We start from the raw sequence: 17,576 nt of genomic DNA on the forward strand, positions 1-17,576 counted from the left end.
AAAATCTTTTAAACTGTTAAACTGTTTGATTTGCGATACGGCGGCACTTTGCCCGATTTGCCAACCATAAAAATCATGCCGCGTATTCAATGTTCAGGAAGCCTTTATGTCCGAAACCCTTTCTTTGGCCGTAGTCGGTCACACCAACACAGGTAAAACTTCGCTGATGCGTACCCTGCTGCGCGATGATGCGTTTGGCGAAGTACGCAACGCCGCCGCTACCACCCGCCACGTTGAAGAAGCCGTGATTACCGACGGCGGCACGCCCCTTATCCGCCTGTACGACACCCCCGGCTTGGAAGACGCAGGCGGGATTTTGGATTGGTTGGAAAGCGAAACCTCGCCGCAGCGCGACGGTATTGAACGTTTGCGGATTTTTTTGCAAAGCCCCGCCGCGCAAAACGAATTTTCCCAAGAAGCCAAAGTATTGCGCCAATTGATACACAGCGATATGGCACTGTATGTGATTGATGCCCGCGAACCCGTTTTGCCCAAATACAAGGACGAACTCACCATTCTGTCATGGTGCGCCAAGCCTGTGATGCCCGTGTTTAACTTTACCCACGGACAGGATTTAAGCGCGTGGCAGGAAATGCTGGCGCGGCGCAATCTGCACGTTTCGGGCAGTTTTGATACCGTGGCATTTGATTTTGAAGGCGAAATGCGCTTATGGGAAAACTTGGCAACCATGTTGCCCCAACGCGGCATTCCCGAACGCCTAATTGCCGCACGGCGGCGCGAATGGGCAGAATTGGACAAGCAATCGCGTTTGGACATCGCCCACTTCCTGCTGGACACCGCCGCTTATGCACAAGGTTTAACCGATGCCACACAGCTGCCCCAATTGCAACAACACATGCACCAATCCGTGCGTGATTTGGAACGCCAATTGCACGAGCAAATGCTCAAGCGTTACCGTTTTTACCGCAGTGAAATCACCCGCAGCGAATGGCAGCTTAATGTTTTGGAACAGAATCCCTTTGACAGCAGCCAGCTCAAGCACTACGGCATCCGCACCACACGCGGCGCAGCCACAGGCGCACTCATCGGCTTGGGGATAGACACGCTGACCATGGGTTTATCTTTGGGCCTGGGAACGGCATTGGGTGGCGTGATTGGCGGATTATTCCCCAATTTTAATGACTTATCCGACAAAATCAAAGGCGTGCAAACCGTGCGTATTGATTCGCCTACTTTGGCAGTATTGGCGGCGCGAGCATTGGATTTATTGGAAATTTTGCAAACACGCGGACACGCAGCACAGCACAATATCGCTGCCGCTGCCGCCCGCACACCGTGGCAGCCCGACCGTCCGCCCGAAGTGCTGAAAACCGCACAACATCACGACAAATGGTCGTCGCTGAACGGCACACCCGCCGCCCAAGCCCATACCGCCCGCCAAGATGCCGCGCACAAACTGGCGCGTGAAGTGTATTTGCCTTCGTCCAAACACCCCGCGCCGCTGCCACAAATGCACGGTAAAGGTTTGTTGTGAATACCTATCGTTATTGGCAACAGCACCCCTATCCCCAATTGGCGCACACCCGCATGGTTTACTGTGCTGCCGAATACCGCCACGAAGCCGCGCCCTATCTTGCCAAAACACGGCTAAACGGCGCGGAACACCACCGTTTCGCCCATATACTCTGCGCCGAAGACCACGAAAGCACACAGCAGGCACATTATGTGCAACATCTGTGTGCCGCTGCCCGTTTGGGCAACCCTGCAGCCCTATATGATTTGGCACATTTTTTCCAACACGGCTTGGAAGGTTTACCCCAAAATCACACTTTAGCCGCCCGTTTGCTGTCCTTATCGCTGAAAAAGCACTATCCCCACGCCCTGTGCGAAATGGCGCAACGCTGCCTGTTCCAAACCCGCGAAACCGAGCGCGGACTTGCCTACTTACAGCAAGCCGCAGCGGGGCGCAGCCAAGAAGCCCTGTTACTGCTGGCAGATTTCCACGCGCGCGGACGTTTCGGATTCCGCCGTAGCCGCCGTTTGACAACGTTTTACAAAAAACAGGCGTGGCGCGATGATGTTTTAGGCTGTTAATTTACCGTTCTTCATTTTTTGATTTGTTTTCACACCATTTGCCTGCCCGCCGCGATTGCCGTTGTGTTAAAATCCGCCCGCCGCTGCGGTGGCAAGCGTCTGCCTGAAACCCTAACCATGTGCATTGGCTCAGTGTGCATGGTTAGTGTTTCAGGCAAAAACAAATTATTTAGGAAAGACAAATATGTTTCAAAAATTTACCAAATCCTTTCAATACGGCGATCAAACCGTAACCTTTGAAACGGGCGAAATCGCCCGCCAAGCGGCGGCTGCCGTTAAAGTATCAATGGGCGACACCGTGGTTTTGGTGGCGGTAACCGCCAATAAAGAAGTGAAAGCAGGACAAGACTTTTTCCCGCTGACTGTAGATTATTTTGAGCGTACTTACGCCGCAGGCAAAATCCCCGGCGGTTTTTTCAAGCGCGAAGGCAAACAAAGCGAAAAAGAAATTTTAACCAGCCGTTTGATTGACCGTCCGATTCGCCCCCTGTTCCCCGAAGGTTTTTATCACGATATTCAAATTGTGGCGACTGTGTTATCGGTGGACCCCGAAATTGATTCCGATATTCCCGCCATGTTGGGCGCATCTGCCGCGCTGGTGTTAAGCGGTGTGCCGTTTGCTGGTCCGATTGGCGCGGCGCGTGTAGGTTATGTGAATGATACTTATGTATTAAACCCCACTAAAGCGCAATTAAACCGTTCGCGCTTGGATTTGGTGGTGGCAGGTACCGCGCAAGCCGTGTTGATGGTGGAATCAGAAGCCGATATTTTGTCGGAAGAAATCATGTTGGGCGCAGTGGTTTATGGTCACGAACAAATGCAAACCGTGATTAACGCCATCAACGAATTGGCAGATGAAGTTAATCCCGCCGTATGGGATTGGCAAGCCCCCGTTGCCGATGAACAACTGGTTGCACAAATTAAAGCAATCGCAGGCGAAACCGTACAAGCAGCCTTCCAAATCCGCGAAAAACAAGCACGTGGCGCGAAAATTGCCGAAGCATGGGCAGCCGTAGAAGCCGCTTTGATTAACGAAGACACCGACACGCTGAAAGCCAACGAAATCAAAGGCATTTTCAAGCAGCTGGAAGCCGATGTGGTGCGTGGACAGATTTTGGCAGGTAAACCGCGTATTGACGGGCGCGATACCCGCACCGTGCGTCCGATTAACATTCAAACCAATGTGTTACCGCGCACCCACGGTTCTGCCCTGTTTACCCGTGGCGAAACCCAAGCCTTGGCGGTTGCCACTTTAGGCACATCACGCGATGAGCAGATTATCGATGCCTTGAGCGGCGAATACAGCGACCGCTTTATGCTGCATTACAACTTCCCGCCCTACTCTACTGGCGAAGTGGGTCGCGTTGGTCCGCCCAAACGCCGCGAAATCGGTCACGGACGTTTGGCAAAACGCGCTTTGGTTGCCGTGCTGCCCCCTGCCGAAGAGTTTAGCTACACCATGCGCGTGGTATCGGAAATTACCGAATCCAACGGTTCGTCTTCTATGGCGAGCGTGTGCGGCGGCTGTTTGAGCCTGTTGTCTGCGGGCGTGCCTTTGAAAGCACACGTTGCAGGCGTAGCCATGGGCTTGATTTTGGAAGGCAATAAATTTGCCGTGCTGACCGATATTTTGGGCGACGAAGACCACTTGGGCGATATGGACTTTAAAGTGGCGGGTACGACCAACGGCGTAACCGCGCTGCAAATGGACATCAAAATCCAAGGTATTACCAAAGAAATCATGCAGATTGCCTTGGCGCAAGCACAAGAAGCGCGTTTGCATATCCTGCAACAAATGCAAAACGCCGTGGCAGGTCCACAAGCCCTGTCGCAACACGCACCGCGCCTGTTTACCATGAAAATCAATCCCGAAAAAATCCGCGAAGTGATTGGTAAAGGCGGCGAAACCATTCGCGGCATCACCTCTGAAACAGGCACGGAAATCAATATCGCTGACGACGGCACTGTTACCATCGCTGCCACCACTTCTGAAGCAGGCGAAGCCGCGAAAAAACGCATTGAGCAGATTACCGCCGAAGTGGAAGTGGGTAAAGTGTATCAAGGCACGGTGGTGAAACTGCTGGATAATAATGTGGGCGCGATTGTGTCGGTTATGCCCGGAAAAGACGGTTTGGTACACATCAGCCAAATCGCCCACGAGCGCGTGAAAAACGTATCCGATTATCTGCAAGTGGGTCAGTCGGTCAACGTGAAAGCCTTGGAAGTGGACGACCGCGGTCGCGTGCGTTTGTCCATCAAAGCCTTAATCGAGCCGCCTGTGGCTGCTGAAAAAGCCGAATAAGCCTTAACCCCCACCCCTGCCCGCAACGGATATCGTCCGCTGCGGGCAGTTTGGTTTGAGAACGCGCCTTTCGTGGCGGTATAATGCGCCATCTTCCGCACCTTGCCGCAGGAGTTTGTTTTGCATATTCTGAAAAAAGCCTTATTGCGCTATTTGCTGTATTTGGCGCAGATTTATGCCGTATTGTTTGCTTTGGCACTGCTGCTGGTGCCTGTTGCCATGTTGCAATGGCATTGGCAGCAGTGCTGGTTCGATTGCCGCCACAGCAGCATGGGACAATATGTATTGGATTTTGTGCGCCATGTGCTGATGCACGAACAGGTGCGCGGTTCTTGGACGTATTTTCCGCATTTGTGCGCCGTGGCGCTGCTGCTTAACCGCTGGTTTGCGCGTTTGCTGGCAGAGTAAATAGCCTATTTCTGCACAGCCGTATCATGGTGTAAAATTAGTTTTTCTATTCTAACCAAAAAAAGGATGATTTTTCATGTCTGCTTTTGCCTTTTTTTTCCCAGGACAAGGCTCGCAAAGCCTGAATATGATGAACGGTTTTGACGGCAATACGCTGGTTCAAAACACTTTTGCTGAAGCTTCTGCCGCCTTGGGCGAAGATTTGTGGGCAATGATGAACGGCAGCGATGCCGAAATCATCGCGCAAACGGTCCATACCCAACCGCTGATGCTGACCGCAGGCGTGGCAACTTACCGCGCTTATCTGGCGGCGGGTGGTGCTGCGCCGCATACGGTGGCGGGACACAGCTTGGGCGAATACACCGCTTTAGTGGCAGCAGGCGTTTTGGATTTTGCCGATGCCGTGCGCTTGGTACGCAAACGCGCTGAACTGATGCAAAACGCCGTTCCCGCAGGCGAAGGCGCAATGGCAGCCGTGTTGGGTTTGGACGATGACAGCGTGCGCCAAATCTGCGCCGATGCCGAACAAGGCGGCGTGGTGGAAGCGGTAAACTTTAATTCACCCGGACAAGTGGTGATTGCAGGCGATGCCCAAGCCGTTGCCCGCGCCGCCGAAGCCGCCAAAGCCGCAGGTGCTAAACGCGCCCTGCCGCTGCCCGTGTCCGTGCCGTCGCATTGCCGCCTGATGCGCCCCGCCGCAGACGAATTGGCAAACTATTTAAACGGCATCACGTTCCAAGCCCCGCAAATCCGCGTATTGCACAACGCCGATGTCGCTGCTTACTCTAGCCCCGAACAAATCAAAGATGCTTTGGTACGCCAGCTTTACAGCCCCGTGCGTTGGACGGAAACCGTGGCGCAACTGGTGCGCGAAGGCATCACCGAATCCGCCGAATGCGGTCCTGGCAAAGTATTGGCAGGATTGGCAAAACGCATTGACAAAGCCGCCGTGTGTACCGCGCTGGTATCGCAGGAAGCCGTAGCAGCCTTTGCCCACGCCCACCCAGCCTAATCCCATTAACGGTTTGGCGCATCAGCGATAAAAGGACGAAAAGATGTATAAAATCCTTGCCTTACTGCCTGTTTTATTACTAAATGCTTGTTATTACGATTCTAAAACAGGTTGTGTTCAGCATCTCACTTATATTGATTGCCCTGTGATTGATATTAGGACACTGGAAAAAGATGGCGATGATGGTAGCCAAAAGTATCTTGACCACAAAGACTGCATTGCCAAAACCAAAACAAGGGAAAGCCGATACCAATGTATGATAGACAAAGGGTATAAACGGATTACGCCGCAATAAGCGTTTTCAGGCAGCCTGAAATTTTTATTTTAATCAATTAAGGAAAAACCATGTCTTACGATTTAAACGGCAAAGTCGCTCTGGTAACGGGCGCATCACGCGGCATCGGCGCAGCCATTGCCAACACCCTCGCCCAAGCAGGCGCAACCGTTATCGGTACCGCCACTTCTGAAAACGGCGCAGCCGCCATCGGCGAGCGTTTGAGCGCGGCAGGCGGCGCAGGGCGCGTGTTAAACGCCGCCGAAAACAGCGCAGTAGAAAACCTGATTGCCGAAGTGGAAAAGCAATACGGCAAAATTGATATTTTGGTGAACAACGCAGGCATTACCCGCGATAATCTGCTGATGCGAATGAAAGAAGAAGATTGGGACGCGGTGATGGACGTCAATTTAAAATCCGTGTTCCGCGCCAGCAAAGCCGTGTTGCGCGGCATGATGAAGCAACGCGCAGGACGCATTATTACCATTACGTCCGTAGTCGGCACGATGGGCAATGCGGGACAAACCAACTACGCCGCCGCCAAAGCCGCTTTAGCAGGTTTTTCCAAATCGCTGGCGCGTGAAGCAGGCAGCCGCGGCATTACCGTTAATTGCGTTGCCCCCGGTTTTATTGACACCGATATGACCCGCGTGTTGCCCGAAGAAACACGAAAAATGTTTGAAGCGCAAACCGCGCTGGGACATTTCGGCGAAGCGCAGGATATTGCCGATGCCGTGTGTTTTCTCGCTTCCGAGCAAGCACGTTATATTACTGGGCAAACCCTGCATGTAAACGGCGGTATGCTGATGCCTTAAACCCAAAGGGTGCGTGTGTATTCACGCACCCTTTTTATCGGAATTCGCCCGCGCTTCTGCTACAATCCCCCAAAAAACCGTTTGGGATTTGCCATGTTCCGCCCCCTTACCCCCGCCGAAACCGAACTGGCACGCAGCGTGTTCGGTCACAGCATTGACTATCCGCGTGTGCGCGTTCACCGCGGACGTTTAATCCCCCTACTGCAAAACGGGCGTGTTGCCATGTCGCCTTTTGGCACCATGCACTTTCCGCCCTCGCTCTACCGCAGCGATTTTGCTGCTGCCGACATCAGCGCACAGCATTTATTTATCCACGAAATGACCCATATCTGGCAACACGCGCTGGGACTGAAGCTGTGGCTGGACGGCAGCATTTTGGCGTGTAAAGGCGGTTATAAAAACAATATCTGCTACCGCTACCACAGCCAGCTTGCTCAACATCACACATTTAGCCAATTTAATATGGAACAGCAGGCAGACATCATCGCCGATTATTTTGTGTTCCGTCACACCCGCAACCACCCGCAAATCCAAAAAATCTTGGCAGATTTTTCTGCCAATCCCGCCAACCGCGCCCTATTGCCCGCGCACACCGATTTTCCCGCCGTTTCCCGCCTGTTTGCCATACCATGAACCGCCAACCGTTTACCCCGTCCCATTTTGCCGCTGCCGTGGCTGGATTATTGGTGTCGTATGGCAGCAGCGCAGTGATTATTTTCCAAGCTGCGCAAACCTTTGGCGCAACGCAAAACCAAATCGCTTCATGGTTTACCATTATCGGGCTGGTGTGCGGGGTGCTGACGCTATATTTAAGCATACGCCACCAAGCACCCGTGATGATGGCATGGTGTACCCCCGGTGCGGCGATGATGGTGGGTTTACAGGGGATTTCGCTGGCGCAGGCGGTGGGCGCGTTTATGTTTGCGGGGGGATTGATGTGGGTGGTGTCGGCATCGGGATTTTTTGACCGCTTGGTGCGGCGCATTCCCGCAACTTTGGCATCTGCAATGTTGGCGGGGATTTTAATTAACTTTGGCAGCCGCGTGTTTGTGTCCATGGAAAAGCAGACCGTGCTGGTGGGCGTGATGTTGGGCGTATATTTGCTCAGTAAAATCCGTTTTCCGCGCTACAGTATTTTGCTGATGCTGGTGGTGGGTTGCGGCTACGCCGTATTCGGCGGTTTGGCAGACACCGCCAAAATCCAAGCTGCGCCGCCTGTGCTGGAATGGGTGTCGCCCGAATTTCATTGGGGACATATGATTGGCATTGGCATTCCGCTGTTTATTGCTTCGCTCGCCACCCAAAACGTCCCTGGAATGGCGATTTTACGCGCCTACGGTTACCAAACGCCCGCGCAACCTTTGGTTAGCAGTTCCGCTGCCGCTACCGTATTATTTGCCCCGTTTGGCGCGTTTATGGTGAACTTGGCTGCCATCAGTTCCGCTATCTGCATGGGCGCAGATGTAGATGAAAACCCACAAAAACGCTATCTTGCCAATGTGTTGTTGGGCGTGATGTATTTGTTTTTGGGCGCGGCGGGCGGCATGGTGGTGTCGCTGTTTGCCGCCTTGCCTGCAGAACTATTGGCAGCATTGGCAGGCATTGCCGTGTTTGGCACCCTGCAAAGCAATTTATGGGCAGCATGGCAGGACGAATCCACCCGCGAAGCCTCACTGATTACCCTGCTGGCAAGCGCATCGGGCATGAATCTGCTCGGCATCAGCAGCGCATTTTGGGGCTTGCTGCTGGGCGTTGCCGTCTATCATTTAAATCAGGCAACGGCGCGGGCAAAATCATAAAACCAACAGTAGGTTTTAATCCAAATGCCCGTCTTCTTCGTATTTGCGCCCCCAATAAATTAAGCGCACCCAAGCGGGAAAAATAAACACCCCATACGACATAACGGTTATAAAAACAAAATTTTCAAATGCCGTCATATCTTCAGACGTAGGACAAGCCCGTCCTTCCTTACCTGTACAATCCCATTCGGGTCGGAACAGAAATGCAATCAGTATAATTATCAACAAAATCTTAATCGGCTTTTTATACGCCTGCCAACGTTCCTGCCACACTTCCGCAGTGGTCATGGTGTCAATATCATCATCATACATCACACGCCCTCCATATTCTTGATGGTTGTTAAGATTGGTGGCGCATTATTTAAACCGCAGCACCGCACATTCCAAAGCCTAAAATAACAGTAGGTTTTAATCCAAATGCCCGTCTGCTTCGTATTTGCGTTTTAACCAAATACAATATATCCAAATTGGAAAAATAAAGCTATAACTCATACCAAACATAAAAACCATATACTGCAATGTGCTTATCTCTTCAGGTAAGGGGCAATAACGTACGCTGCATGCAATATCAGGACTGAACAACTGTCCTATCAGCACACCAACCAACAAAATCTTAATCGGCTTTTTATACGCCTGCCAACGTTCCTGCCACACTTCCGCAGTGGTCATGGTATCAATATCATCATCATACATTATGCGCCCCCCATTAAATCCTGCTACATTTTAGCAATATTTGTCAAACAGATAAATGATTTATCCGATACCATGCACCCGTGCGCCCGAACGTTTTGCCGTAAGCCCAAGCCCAAACGCTGTCCAATCCCTGCTATAATGCCCGCGTTTCACGCTATAACCCGTTACAAGGAGCAACACCATGGCACTGGTATCCATGCGCCAATTATTAGACCACGCCGCCGAAAACGGCTACGGTCTGCCCGCTTTCAACGTTAATAATCTGGAACAAATGCGCGCCATTATGGAAGCGGCGAACGAAGTCAATTCGCCCGTTATCGTGCAGGCTTCCGCAGGCGCGCGCAAATACGCAGGCGCGCCCTTTTTACGCCATCTGATTTTGGCAGCCGTAGAAGAATTCCCCCATATTCCCGTGGTGATGCACCAAGACCACGGCACGTCCCCCGCCGTGTGCCAACGCGCCATTCAACTGGGTTTCAGCTCGGTGATGATGGATGGCTCGCTAATGGAAGACGGCAAAACCCCCGCCGATTATGATTACAATGTGGGCGTTACCCGTCAAACGGTGGCGTTTTCCCATGCCTGCGGCGTATCGGTAGAAGGCGAAATCGGCGTATTGGGCAACTTGGAAACGGGTGAAGCGGGCGAAGAAGACGGCATCGGTGCGGTTGGCAAACTGAGCCACGACCAAATGCTTACCAGTGTGGAAGATGCCGTGCGCTTTGTGCGCGATACGGGCGTGGACGCACTGGCGATTGCGGTCGGCACCAGCCACGGCGCATACAAATTCAGCCGTCCGCCCACAGGCGACGTGCTGCGGATTGACCGCATTAAAGAAATTCACGCTGCCCTGCCCAACACCCATATTGTGATGCACGGTTCCAGCTCTGTACCGCAAGAATGGCTGGCAGTGATTAACGAACACGGCGGCAATATCGGCGAAACCTACGGCGTACCCGTAGAAGAAATTGTAGAAGGCATCAAACACGGCGTGCGTAAAGTGAATATCGACACCGATTTGCGCTTGGCTTCCACAGGGGCTATCCGCCGCTTTATGGCGCAGCACCCCGCCGAATTTGACCCGCGCAAATACTTGGGCGAAAGCGTGAAAGCCATGAAACAAATTTGTATTGACCGCTATCTGGCTTTCGGCTGCGAAGGTCAGGCAGGCAAAATCAAACCCGTTTCGCTGGAAAAAATGGCTGCCAAATACGCAGCAGGCGAATTGGCACAAAAAATTTCCGCCTAATGATATATAGTTGATAAAAATAAAAACGAGACAAGGCGACAACGCCCGCCGTGTACTAACAGTACATCAGGGCGTTGGCAACGCTGTATCGTTGCGATTTTAATCAACTATAGTGGATTAAAATCAATAAAAAACACCGCAACGGTTTAATTTCCGTTGCGGTGTTTTTAAATCAATTAGATTTTGGAGATTTGGCACGCTTGGCTTTAATCATTTCCACCACCATCGGCAGCACCGAAACAATAATAATGCCAATCACCACCTTGCCAAAATTATCTTTAATAAACGGCAAATTACCAAAACCATAACCCAAATACGTCAGCGATAACACCCATGCCAGCGCACCGATAATATTGTAGCGGATAAATTGTCCGTAGTGCATTTTGCCCATACCCGCCACAAATGGCGCGAAGGTACGCACAATCGGCACAAAACGCGCCAAAATAATGGTTTTTCCGCCATATTTTTCGTAAAAAGCGTGGGTTTTGTCCAAATATTCGCGTTTAAACACTTTGGAATCGGGGTTGGCAAACAGCTTTTCGCCAAAATATTTGCCAATGGCAAAATTAACCGCATCGCCGATAATCGCCGCCGCCAGCAGCACCACTGCCATAATATGCACGTTTAACGCGCCTGCAGAAGCCGCCGCCACAGCCCCCGCCGCAAACAGCAGCGAATCACCTGGTAAAAACGGCGTCACCACCAAGCCCGTTTCGCAGAATACAATCAGAAACAGTAAGGCATACAGCCACGCGCCATATTGCACCGACAATGCCACCAAATGTTTGTCAATGTGCAAAATAAAATCAATTATTTCCGTTATCATTTTATTCTTTCAGGCAGCAAAAATTTTTGTATCAGCTGCATATTACCCCCACCCTAGCCCTCCCCCGTCTTGACGGGGGAGGGAACAGTGTTTAAAAAACCTACACGCCCTGCTTTAAGCTGGCTTCAATAAAACCGTCTAAATCGCCGTCCAATACCGCTTTGGTATTGCCCACTTCATAGCCAGTACGCAAGTCTTTAATCCGTGAAGAATCCAATACATAAGAACGAATTTGGTGTCCCCAACCCACATCGGACTTGCCGTCTTCCAAAGCTTGTTTTTCTTCGTTGCGCTTACGCATTTCCAGTTCAAACAGCTTGGATTTAAGCATATCCATCGCCGCTGCTTTGTTGGCATGTTGGGAACGGTCGTTTTGACATTGCACCACAATGCCTGTGGGTTCATGGGTAATGCGCACGGCGGAATCGGTTTTGTTGATGTGCTGTCCGCCTGCACCCGATGCGCGGTAGGTATCAATACGCAAATCAGCAGGATTGATGGCAATTTCAATGCTGTCGTCCACTTCGGGATAAACAAACACCGATGCAAACGAGGTATGGCGTTTGTTATTGGAATCAAATGGCGAATGGCGCACCAAGCGGTGAATGCCTGTTTCGGTACGCAGCAATCCATAGGCATATTCGCCTTCCAGCTTCACGGTGGCGCGGTTAATGCCCGCGATTTCGCCCTCGTCTTCTTCCAAAATATCTACTTTAAAACCTTTGGCATCGGCATAGCGCGAATACATACGCAGCAGCATACCCGCCCAGTCTTCGGCTTCCGTACCGCCTGCGCCTGCGGTAATGTCAATAAAGCAGTTATTGGCATCGGCAGGCTGGTTAAACATACGTTTAAATTCCAAATCTGCCATTTGTTTTTCCAAATCCGCCACATCCTGCTGAATGGCGGCGAAACCTTCGGCATCGTTTTCTTCTACCACCATGTCAATCAGTTCACGGTTGTCAGCGATGCCGTTTTCAATATTGTCCAGCGTTAAAACAATACCTTCTAAAATTTTGCGTTCTTTACCGATTTCTTGGGCGCGTTTGGGGTCGTTCCACAGTTCGGGGTCTTCCGACAAACCCACCACTTCTTCCAAGCGTTCTTTTTTGCCTTGATAGTCCAAATAATTGCGGATGTCGTGATTACGTTGTGCCAAATCGTTTAGGGTGCTGTGCAGTTGATTAACGATTTCGGTTTCCATGGTTTTTACCGTGTGAATTCAAAGAGACGGATTGTAGCGGATTTTGCTGCGGCTGGATATGGCAACGCCTGCCGTGGGGTAAGCGGCAGGCGTTTGGTGTGGGCATCCAAAACCTTATTGGGCTTTTTCCTGCTCCACTTTGGTCACAAAACCGATTTTGCCTAATTTGGCTTCACGCGCGGCATCCAGCACTTGTGCGACAAAATCGTAAGGCACTTCTTTATCAGCAGAAATGGCAACCACGGTATCGGGTTTGTCTTTTGCCACTTGTTTTAAATGGCTTTTAACGGCTTCCAAATCCACTGCATCTTGTGATTCCGCGCCAATGCGGTACACGCCCTCTTTATCAATGGCGATGGTAAGCGGTTTGATGTCCTGCTTGGGTTTTTCATCTGCCTTTTGCGAAGTGGTGGGCAATTCCAAGGGAATGGAATGGGTCAGCACGGGCATGGTAATCATAAACACAATCAGCAAGACCAACATCACGTCCACTAAAGGGGTAACGTTGATGTCTGCCATCGGGGTATCGTCGTCGCCGCTGTTGCTTGAAAACGCCATAATGTTCCTCCTTTATTTTTTTGCTTTTTGGACAGGCTCGGACGGGGCTTTGCCGTCTTTGCCGTTGAGCAGATACAGGTGCATATCGTGGGCAAATTCGTTCATATAACGGGCAAAGGTTTTATTGACGCGGGTAAAGTAGTTATACGCCAATACGGCGGGAATGGCGACAAACAAACCGAATGCGGTTGCCACCAAGGCTTCACCAATGGGTCCTGCAACGGCGGCGATGCTCATTTGTCCGCTGGCGGTAATGTTAATCAGGGCGTGATAAATGCCCCATACGGTTCCCAACAAGCCGATAAACGGTGCGGTTGCGCCCACCGATGCCAAGATGCTCAAGCCGCTGTCGTAACGGTTGAGGATTTTGGTGATGCTGTGGCTGATTTCGCGTTCCAAAAATTGGTTTTTGGGCAGACTGGCAGACAGCATGGTTTGCTGGCTTTCGTTGTAGCGGCGGTTGGCGGCAACGGCATCCAACACCAGCTCGCTCACGGGCGAATCAAATTGTTTGGCATAGCTTTCGGCTACGTCCAGCGATTCTGCCATGCGCACGGCTTCGCAGGCGGTGCGGCTGGATTTTTTGGCGTGTTGAATTTTAATCACGCGCCAAATCAGCAACGCCCATGTGGCAACGCTCATCAGTACCAGAATCAGCGATACGCCAATCAGCACGGGGTCGCCGCTTTTAAACATTAAACCTAAATTCATAATTTGATTTCCTTTTGGGTATTGGTTGATGGCAAACTACCGCAGGGTGAAATTGCAGGTAGTGTTGAACTTGGTGCGCCGCGGTTCGCCGTCTTCGGTTTTGGGACGGTAGCTGCCTTTTTTCACGGCACTAATACAGGCTTTGACAAAGGCGGGTTCGCGCAGTGAACCGCCGCTGGCGTTGGCACTGCTGACTTTGCCGTTGGCTTCCACCACAAAGGTTACGCGGACGCTGCCTTCCAGTCCTTCTTCTTCCATGTGGGCGGGATAGACGGGGTTGGGGGCGCTGATGCGTCCGCCGTCCAGCGTGCCACCAGAATGGCTTTTGCCTTTACCGTTGGGGTCACCCGTTTTTTTGCTCGGGTCGCCACCTTGCTTACCTGCGCCATTGCCGGGGGCTTTGCTGTTGGGGTCACTGCCGCCACCGCCGTCTGCACGTCCGCCTGCTTGGGCTTTGTTGCCGCTGCCTTTGCTTTCGCCTGCGTCTTTGCCTTTATTGCCTTGCGAACCTTCTTTGCCTTCGCCTGCTGCGTTGTCGCTGCGGCGGGGCGGGGCTTTTAATTCGGATTTGCTTTCAGCTTTAGGCGGTGCAGCAGGTGTTTCTTCGACTTTGGGGGCTTCGGGCTTGGGTTTTTCCAATTTGGGTTTTTCAAGCTTGGGAAGCTCTTTGGGCGGTTCGGATTTTTCGAGTTTTTCGGGTTTGGGCGCAGGGGGTTCTTTAGGCGGTTTGGGCTGTGGCTTGGGCTTTTCAGGTTTGGGCGGGGAGCTCAAATCGGCGGGTTTACGCTCATTTTCCACGGCTTTTACCTGCGCCACTTCGGGTTTGGGCTGCGGTTTGGGCGGTGGTGGTTTTTTGGGCGGGTCGGGTTTTTTGACTTTTGGGGCAGGCGGCTGCGGTTTCACAGGCGCGGGCGGCGGTGCGGAATCGGCAGCAGCAGGCGCACCGTCGGCGGCATCGGCATCGCCTGCGGCGGCATCCAAATCAATGAAAGTGAGGTTTTCCACTTCCAAGGTCGGCTTGGGCGGCGCGGGCGACCACATCAAAGCCAGCAATCCAGCATGCAGTGCGCTCACCGCCAACACAATTCCGATTTTGATGGGGCGTTCGTTTCTCATAATCCCAATACTAATGCAAACCATTACTATTTGCAAACCTTTATCTTTATGTAGGCTTGTATATGATTGAGTTAAATTGTTTTAAATTGTGTGAAGACTTTCCCGCTGCCGCCGTCTTTACCCCAGCCCTGCGTGCTGCTATAGTTCGCCACTAGCATTCACTACAACCCACCCGCAGGAGGATTCCCCATGTCGTCCGTTTTGCCCCGCCCCGAAATTGATGGCGACGGTTTTCTTGAATATTCCGTTGTTTACACCGACCGCGCCCTCAACCACATGTCGCAAAAGTTCCGCCACGCGCTGGCAAGCGTTTCCGACACACTCAAATCGCTTTACCGCGCCGACCACTGCGCCCTTGTTCCGGGCAGCGGCACATCGGGCATGGAAGCCGTGGCACGCCAATTGGCACGTGGAAAAAAATGCCTGATTGTGCGTAACGGACTGTTCAGCTTCCGTTGGACACAAATTCTGGAACAAGGCAATCTGGCTGCCGACACCCACGTTTGCGCCGCCCGCCGCACCCACGATAACGACCACGCCCCTTTCGCCCCTGCCCCCATTGACGAAGTGTGCGAACACATCGCCCGCTACCAACCCGATTTGGTGTTTGCCCCCCATGTGGAAACCGCATCAGGCATGATGTTGCCCGACAGCTACATCCGCCGTTTGGCAGAAGCCGCACATGCCGTGGGCGCATTATTGGTGATTGATGCCATTGCATCAGGCTGTATGTGGTTGAATATGCGCGACTTAGGCATTGACATCATTGTTTCCGCCCCGCAAAAAGGCTTGAGTGCTTCCCCCTGCTGCGGCATCGTCCTGTTAAACGAACACGCCCACACACAGGTTCAAAACAGCCAATCCGACAGCTTTGCCCTCGATTTAAAAAAATGGCTTGCCATTATGCAAGCCTTTGAAAACGGCGCACACGCCTATCACGCCACCCCGCCCACCGATGCCCTTTACACCCTCTATCAAACCCTTGAAGAAGCCAAAAGCATTGGTTTTGATACCTTAAAAACCCGTCAAGCACAATTGGGCGCACAAGTACGCGCCCTACTCGCCCAACACGGCTTCCCCAGCGTCGCAGCAGCAGGCTTTGAAGCCCCCGGTGTGGTGGTGGTTTATACCCACCGCAGCGACCTGCAAAACGGCAGCGCATTCGCCGCCCAAGGCATGCAGATTGCCGCAGGCGTACCGCTGCAATGCAACGAAGGCGACCGCTTCCAAACCTTCCGCATCGGCTTGTTCGGATTAGACAAACTTGCCGACACCCAAGCCGCTGCCGCCCGTTTGGCAGCCGTGCTGGAAAAGCTATAGTGGATAAAAATCAAAACGAGACAAGGCAACAACGCCCGCCGTGCACAAACAGTACATCAGGGCGTTGGCAACGCGGTATCGTTGCCATTTTAATCAACTATATCAACCCGTTTCCCGTCCAACCCCGCCCGTTCCCCACCACGGGCGCAACTTCCCCTTTATCGTTATGTACACCATACGCGCATTAAGCATTATTTTCGGTTTTCTCGCCCTAGGCGAAGCCGTGGTTTACTTTACCCAATTAAAATTTCCGGGCAGTATTTTCGGCATGTTTTTCCTGTTTGGCGCATTGCAGGCAGGCTGGGTAAAAGCCTCGTGGCTGATGCAGCTGGTAGATGTGTTGATGGCAAACCTCGCCCTATTCCTCGTCCCCCCCTGTGTGGCAGTGATGAGTTATTTGGATTTAATTGCCAAAGATTTTTGGTCTATCACACTGGCAACCTTTTTCAGCACCGCCGCCGTCATGTTTGTAACAGGCAAAACCCACGAATGGTTAAGGAAACGCTGATGGATATGCTCAAACATCCTGCCGTACTGCTGTGGATTACCATTACCGCTTATTGGGCAGCGAATCTGCTGCGGGCGCGTACAGGCAGCGTGCTGTTTAACCCCGTAGTCATGACCACTGTGGTCGTGATTGTGTATCTGAAATTATGCGGGATTGAATACCCCGTTTACCACGAAACGGCAGAACTGATTGATTTCTGGCTAAAACCTGCCGTAGTGGGTTTAGCCGTACCGCTTTATATCAATTGGGAAAAAATCCGCAAACAATGGCTGCCGATTGTGTTGTCGCAAGGCGCGGGCAGCATCACGGGCATTGTTACCGCCGTGTGGATTGCCAAACTGATGGGCGCACAGCGCGAAGTGGTGATTAGTTTGGCAGCCAAATCCGTTACCAACCCCATTGCCATTGAAATCACCAAATCCATGGGCGGGATTCCTGCGATTACCGCTGCCACCGTGATTGCCGCAGGCATGATCGGACAAATGGCAGGCTACCGCATGATGCGGATGAGTACGGTACGCAAACCGATGTCGCAAGGTATGTCTATGGGTTCGGCATCGCACGCGATGGGCATTGCCGCTTCGCTGGAAAAAAGTCGTAAATTCGCCGCCTATGCCAGCCTGGGACTGATTTTTAATGGGATTTTAACGGCGATATTTGTGCCTTTATTATTGCCTGTGATGGGGATTTAAGTATTTTTACCCTCATTCCAAATAATGCAATCTC

The 17,576-nt window shown here is 52.0% G+C and carries 20 protein-coding genes; 13 read left to right on the plus strand and 7 right to left on the minus strand.

Annotated elements, in window-relative coordinates; all coding sequences use genetic code 11:
• Window positions 1-106 precede the first annotated feature (106 nt).
• The 9 genes from H3L98_RS09560 (at window position 107) to H3L98_RS09600 (ending at window position 8,665) form a co-directional block, all read left to right on the plus strand.
• Complete coding sequence (locus H3L98_RS09560; RefSeq protein ID WP_051532026.1) at window positions 107-1,495, plus strand: GTPase/DUF3482 domain-containing protein; 1,389 nt, start codon at window positions 107-109, stop codon at window positions 1,493-1,495.
• Complete coding sequence (locus tag H3L98_RS09565) at window positions 1,492-2,055, plus strand: hypothetical protein (RefSeq protein ID WP_027021830.1); 564 nt, start codon at window positions 1,492-1,494, stop codon at window positions 2,053-2,055. Before H3L98_RS09560 ends, H3L98_RS09565 begins: the two co-directional genes overlap by 4 nt.
• 184 nt (window positions 2,056-2,239) lie before the next feature.
• Window positions 2,240-4,357 carry a polyribonucleotide nucleotidyltransferase gene (gene pnp, locus H3L98_RS09570; RefSeq protein ID WP_027021831.1) on the plus strand — a complete coding sequence of 706 codons (2,118 nt, stop codon included), beginning with the start codon at window positions 2,240-2,242 and terminating at the stop codon, window positions 4,355-4,357.
• Between the two features lie 120 nt (window positions 4,358-4,477).
• Window positions 4,478-4,765 carry a hypothetical protein gene (locus H3L98_RS09575; protein WP_156932250.1) on the plus strand — a complete coding sequence of 96 codons (288 nt, stop codon included), beginning with the start codon at window positions 4,478-4,480 and terminating at the stop codon, window positions 4,763-4,765.
• Between the two features lie 76 nt (window positions 4,766-4,841).
• Window positions 4,842-5,777, plus strand: coding sequence for an ACP S-malonyltransferase (gene fabD / locus H3L98_RS09580; protein ID WP_027021833.1), 936 nt, complete (start codon window positions 4,842-4,844; stop codon window positions 5,775-5,777).
• 43 nt (window positions 5,778-5,820) lie between these two features.
• A complete protein-coding gene (locus tag H3L98_RS09585) occupies window positions 5,821-6,072 on the plus strand; it encodes a hypothetical protein (protein ID WP_027021834.1) in 252 nt (83 codons plus the stop codon).
• A 50-nt stretch (window positions 6,073-6,122) separates the two neighbouring features.
• Window positions 6,123-6,866 (plus strand): 3-oxoacyl-ACP reductase FabG, encoded by a 744-nt coding sequence (fabG, locus tag H3L98_RS09590; protein WP_027021835.1) that lies wholly within the window; start codon window positions 6,123-6,125, stop codon window positions 6,864-6,866.
• Between the two features lie 93 nt (window positions 6,867-6,959).
• Window positions 6,960-7,499, plus strand: a complete 540-nt coding sequence (locus H3L98_RS09595) for a hypothetical protein (RefSeq protein WP_051532027.1) — start codon at window positions 6,960-6,962, stop codon at window positions 7,497-7,499.
• Window positions 7,496-8,665, plus strand: a complete 1,170-nt coding sequence (locus tag H3L98_RS09600) for a benzoate/H(+) symporter BenE family transporter (RefSeq protein ID WP_027021836.1) — start codon at window positions 7,496-7,498, stop codon at window positions 8,663-8,665. The genes H3L98_RS09595 and H3L98_RS09600 overlap by 4 nt, the downstream gene beginning before the upstream one ends.
• Window positions 8,666-8,680: 15 nt before the next feature.
• Here the strand turns inward: H3L98_RS09600 and H3L98_RS09605 are convergent, their stop codons facing one another.
• Window positions 8,681-8,977: a hypothetical protein gene (locus H3L98_RS09605; RefSeq protein WP_027021837.1), complete on the minus strand. Its 297-nt coding sequence runs from the start codon at window positions 8,975-8,977 to the stop codon at window positions 8,681-8,683.
• 96 nt (window positions 8,978-9,073) lie between these two features.
• Window positions 9,074-9,358: a hypothetical protein gene (locus tag H3L98_RS09610; protein ID WP_027021838.1), complete on the minus strand. Its 285-nt coding sequence runs from the start codon at window positions 9,356-9,358 to the stop codon at window positions 9,074-9,076.
• Window positions 9,359-9,539: 181 nt separating this feature from the next.
• Here H3L98_RS09610 and fba point away from each other — a divergent pair, with 181 nt between their 5' ends.
• Window positions 9,540-10,607, plus strand: a complete 1,068-nt coding sequence (gene fba, locus H3L98_RS09615) for a class II fructose-bisphosphate aldolase (RefSeq protein WP_027021839.1) — start codon at window positions 9,540-9,542, stop codon at window positions 10,605-10,607.
• Between the two features lie 172 nt (window positions 10,608-10,779).
• Here the strand turns inward: fba and H3L98_RS09620 are convergent, their stop codons facing one another.
• The 5 genes from H3L98_RS09620 to H3L98_RS09640 form a co-directional block, all read right to left on the minus strand.
• Window positions 10,780-11,433, minus strand: coding sequence for a DedA family protein (locus H3L98_RS09620; protein ID WP_027021840.1), 654 nt, complete (start codon window positions 11,431-11,433; stop codon window positions 10,780-10,782).
• 100 nt (window positions 11,434-11,533) lie between these two features.
• The gene (prfB, locus tag H3L98_RS09625) at window positions 11,534-12,637 is read right to left on the minus strand and encodes a peptide chain release factor 2 (RefSeq protein WP_027021841.1); all 1,104 of its coding nucleotides are present in this window, start codon (window positions 12,635-12,637) and stop codon (window positions 11,534-11,536) included.
• A gap of 114 nt (window positions 12,638-12,751) precedes the next feature.
• Window positions 12,752-13,195: an ExbD/TolR family protein gene (locus tag H3L98_RS09630; protein ID WP_027021842.1), complete on the minus strand. Its 444-nt coding sequence runs from the start codon at window positions 13,193-13,195 to the stop codon at window positions 12,752-12,754.
• Window positions 13,196-13,207: 12 nt separating this feature from the next.
• A complete protein-coding gene (locus tag H3L98_RS09635; protein ID WP_051532028.1) occupies window positions 13,208-13,906 on the minus strand; it encodes a MotA/TolQ/ExbB proton channel family protein in 699 nt (232 codons plus the stop codon).
• A 36-nt stretch (window positions 13,907-13,942) separates the two neighbouring features.
• Window positions 13,943-15,022, minus strand: coding sequence for an energy transducer TonB (locus tag H3L98_RS09640; protein ID WP_051532029.1), 1,080 nt, complete (start codon window positions 15,020-15,022; stop codon window positions 13,943-13,945).
• A gap of 189 nt (window positions 15,023-15,211) precedes the next feature.
• Here H3L98_RS09640 and H3L98_RS09645 point away from each other — a divergent pair, with 189 nt between their 5' ends.
• From H3L98_RS09645 to H3L98_RS09655, 3 genes are all read left to right on the plus strand, one after another.
• The gene (locus tag H3L98_RS09645) at window positions 15,212-16,342 is read left to right on the plus strand and encodes an aminotransferase class V-fold PLP-dependent enzyme (RefSeq protein WP_027021843.1); all 1,131 of its coding nucleotides are present in this window, start codon (window positions 15,212-15,214) and stop codon (window positions 16,340-16,342) included.
• Between the two features lie 166 nt (window positions 16,343-16,508).
• Window positions 16,509-16,850: a CidA/LrgA family protein gene (locus H3L98_RS09650; RefSeq protein ID WP_027021844.1), complete on the plus strand. Its 342-nt coding sequence runs from the start codon at window positions 16,509-16,511 to the stop codon at window positions 16,848-16,850.
• Window positions 16,847-17,542: an LrgB family protein gene (locus H3L98_RS09655; protein WP_027021845.1), complete on the plus strand. Its 696-nt coding sequence runs from the start codon at window positions 16,847-16,849 to the stop codon at window positions 17,540-17,542. The genes H3L98_RS09650 and H3L98_RS09655 overlap by 4 nt, the downstream gene beginning before the upstream one ends.
• Window positions 17,543-17,576 lie beyond the last annotated feature (34 nt).

Source organism: Conchiformibius steedae (assembly GCF_014054725.1).
Classification (GTDB): Bacteria; Pseudomonadota; Gammaproteobacteria; order Burkholderiales; family Neisseriaceae; genus Conchiformibius; species Conchiformibius steedae.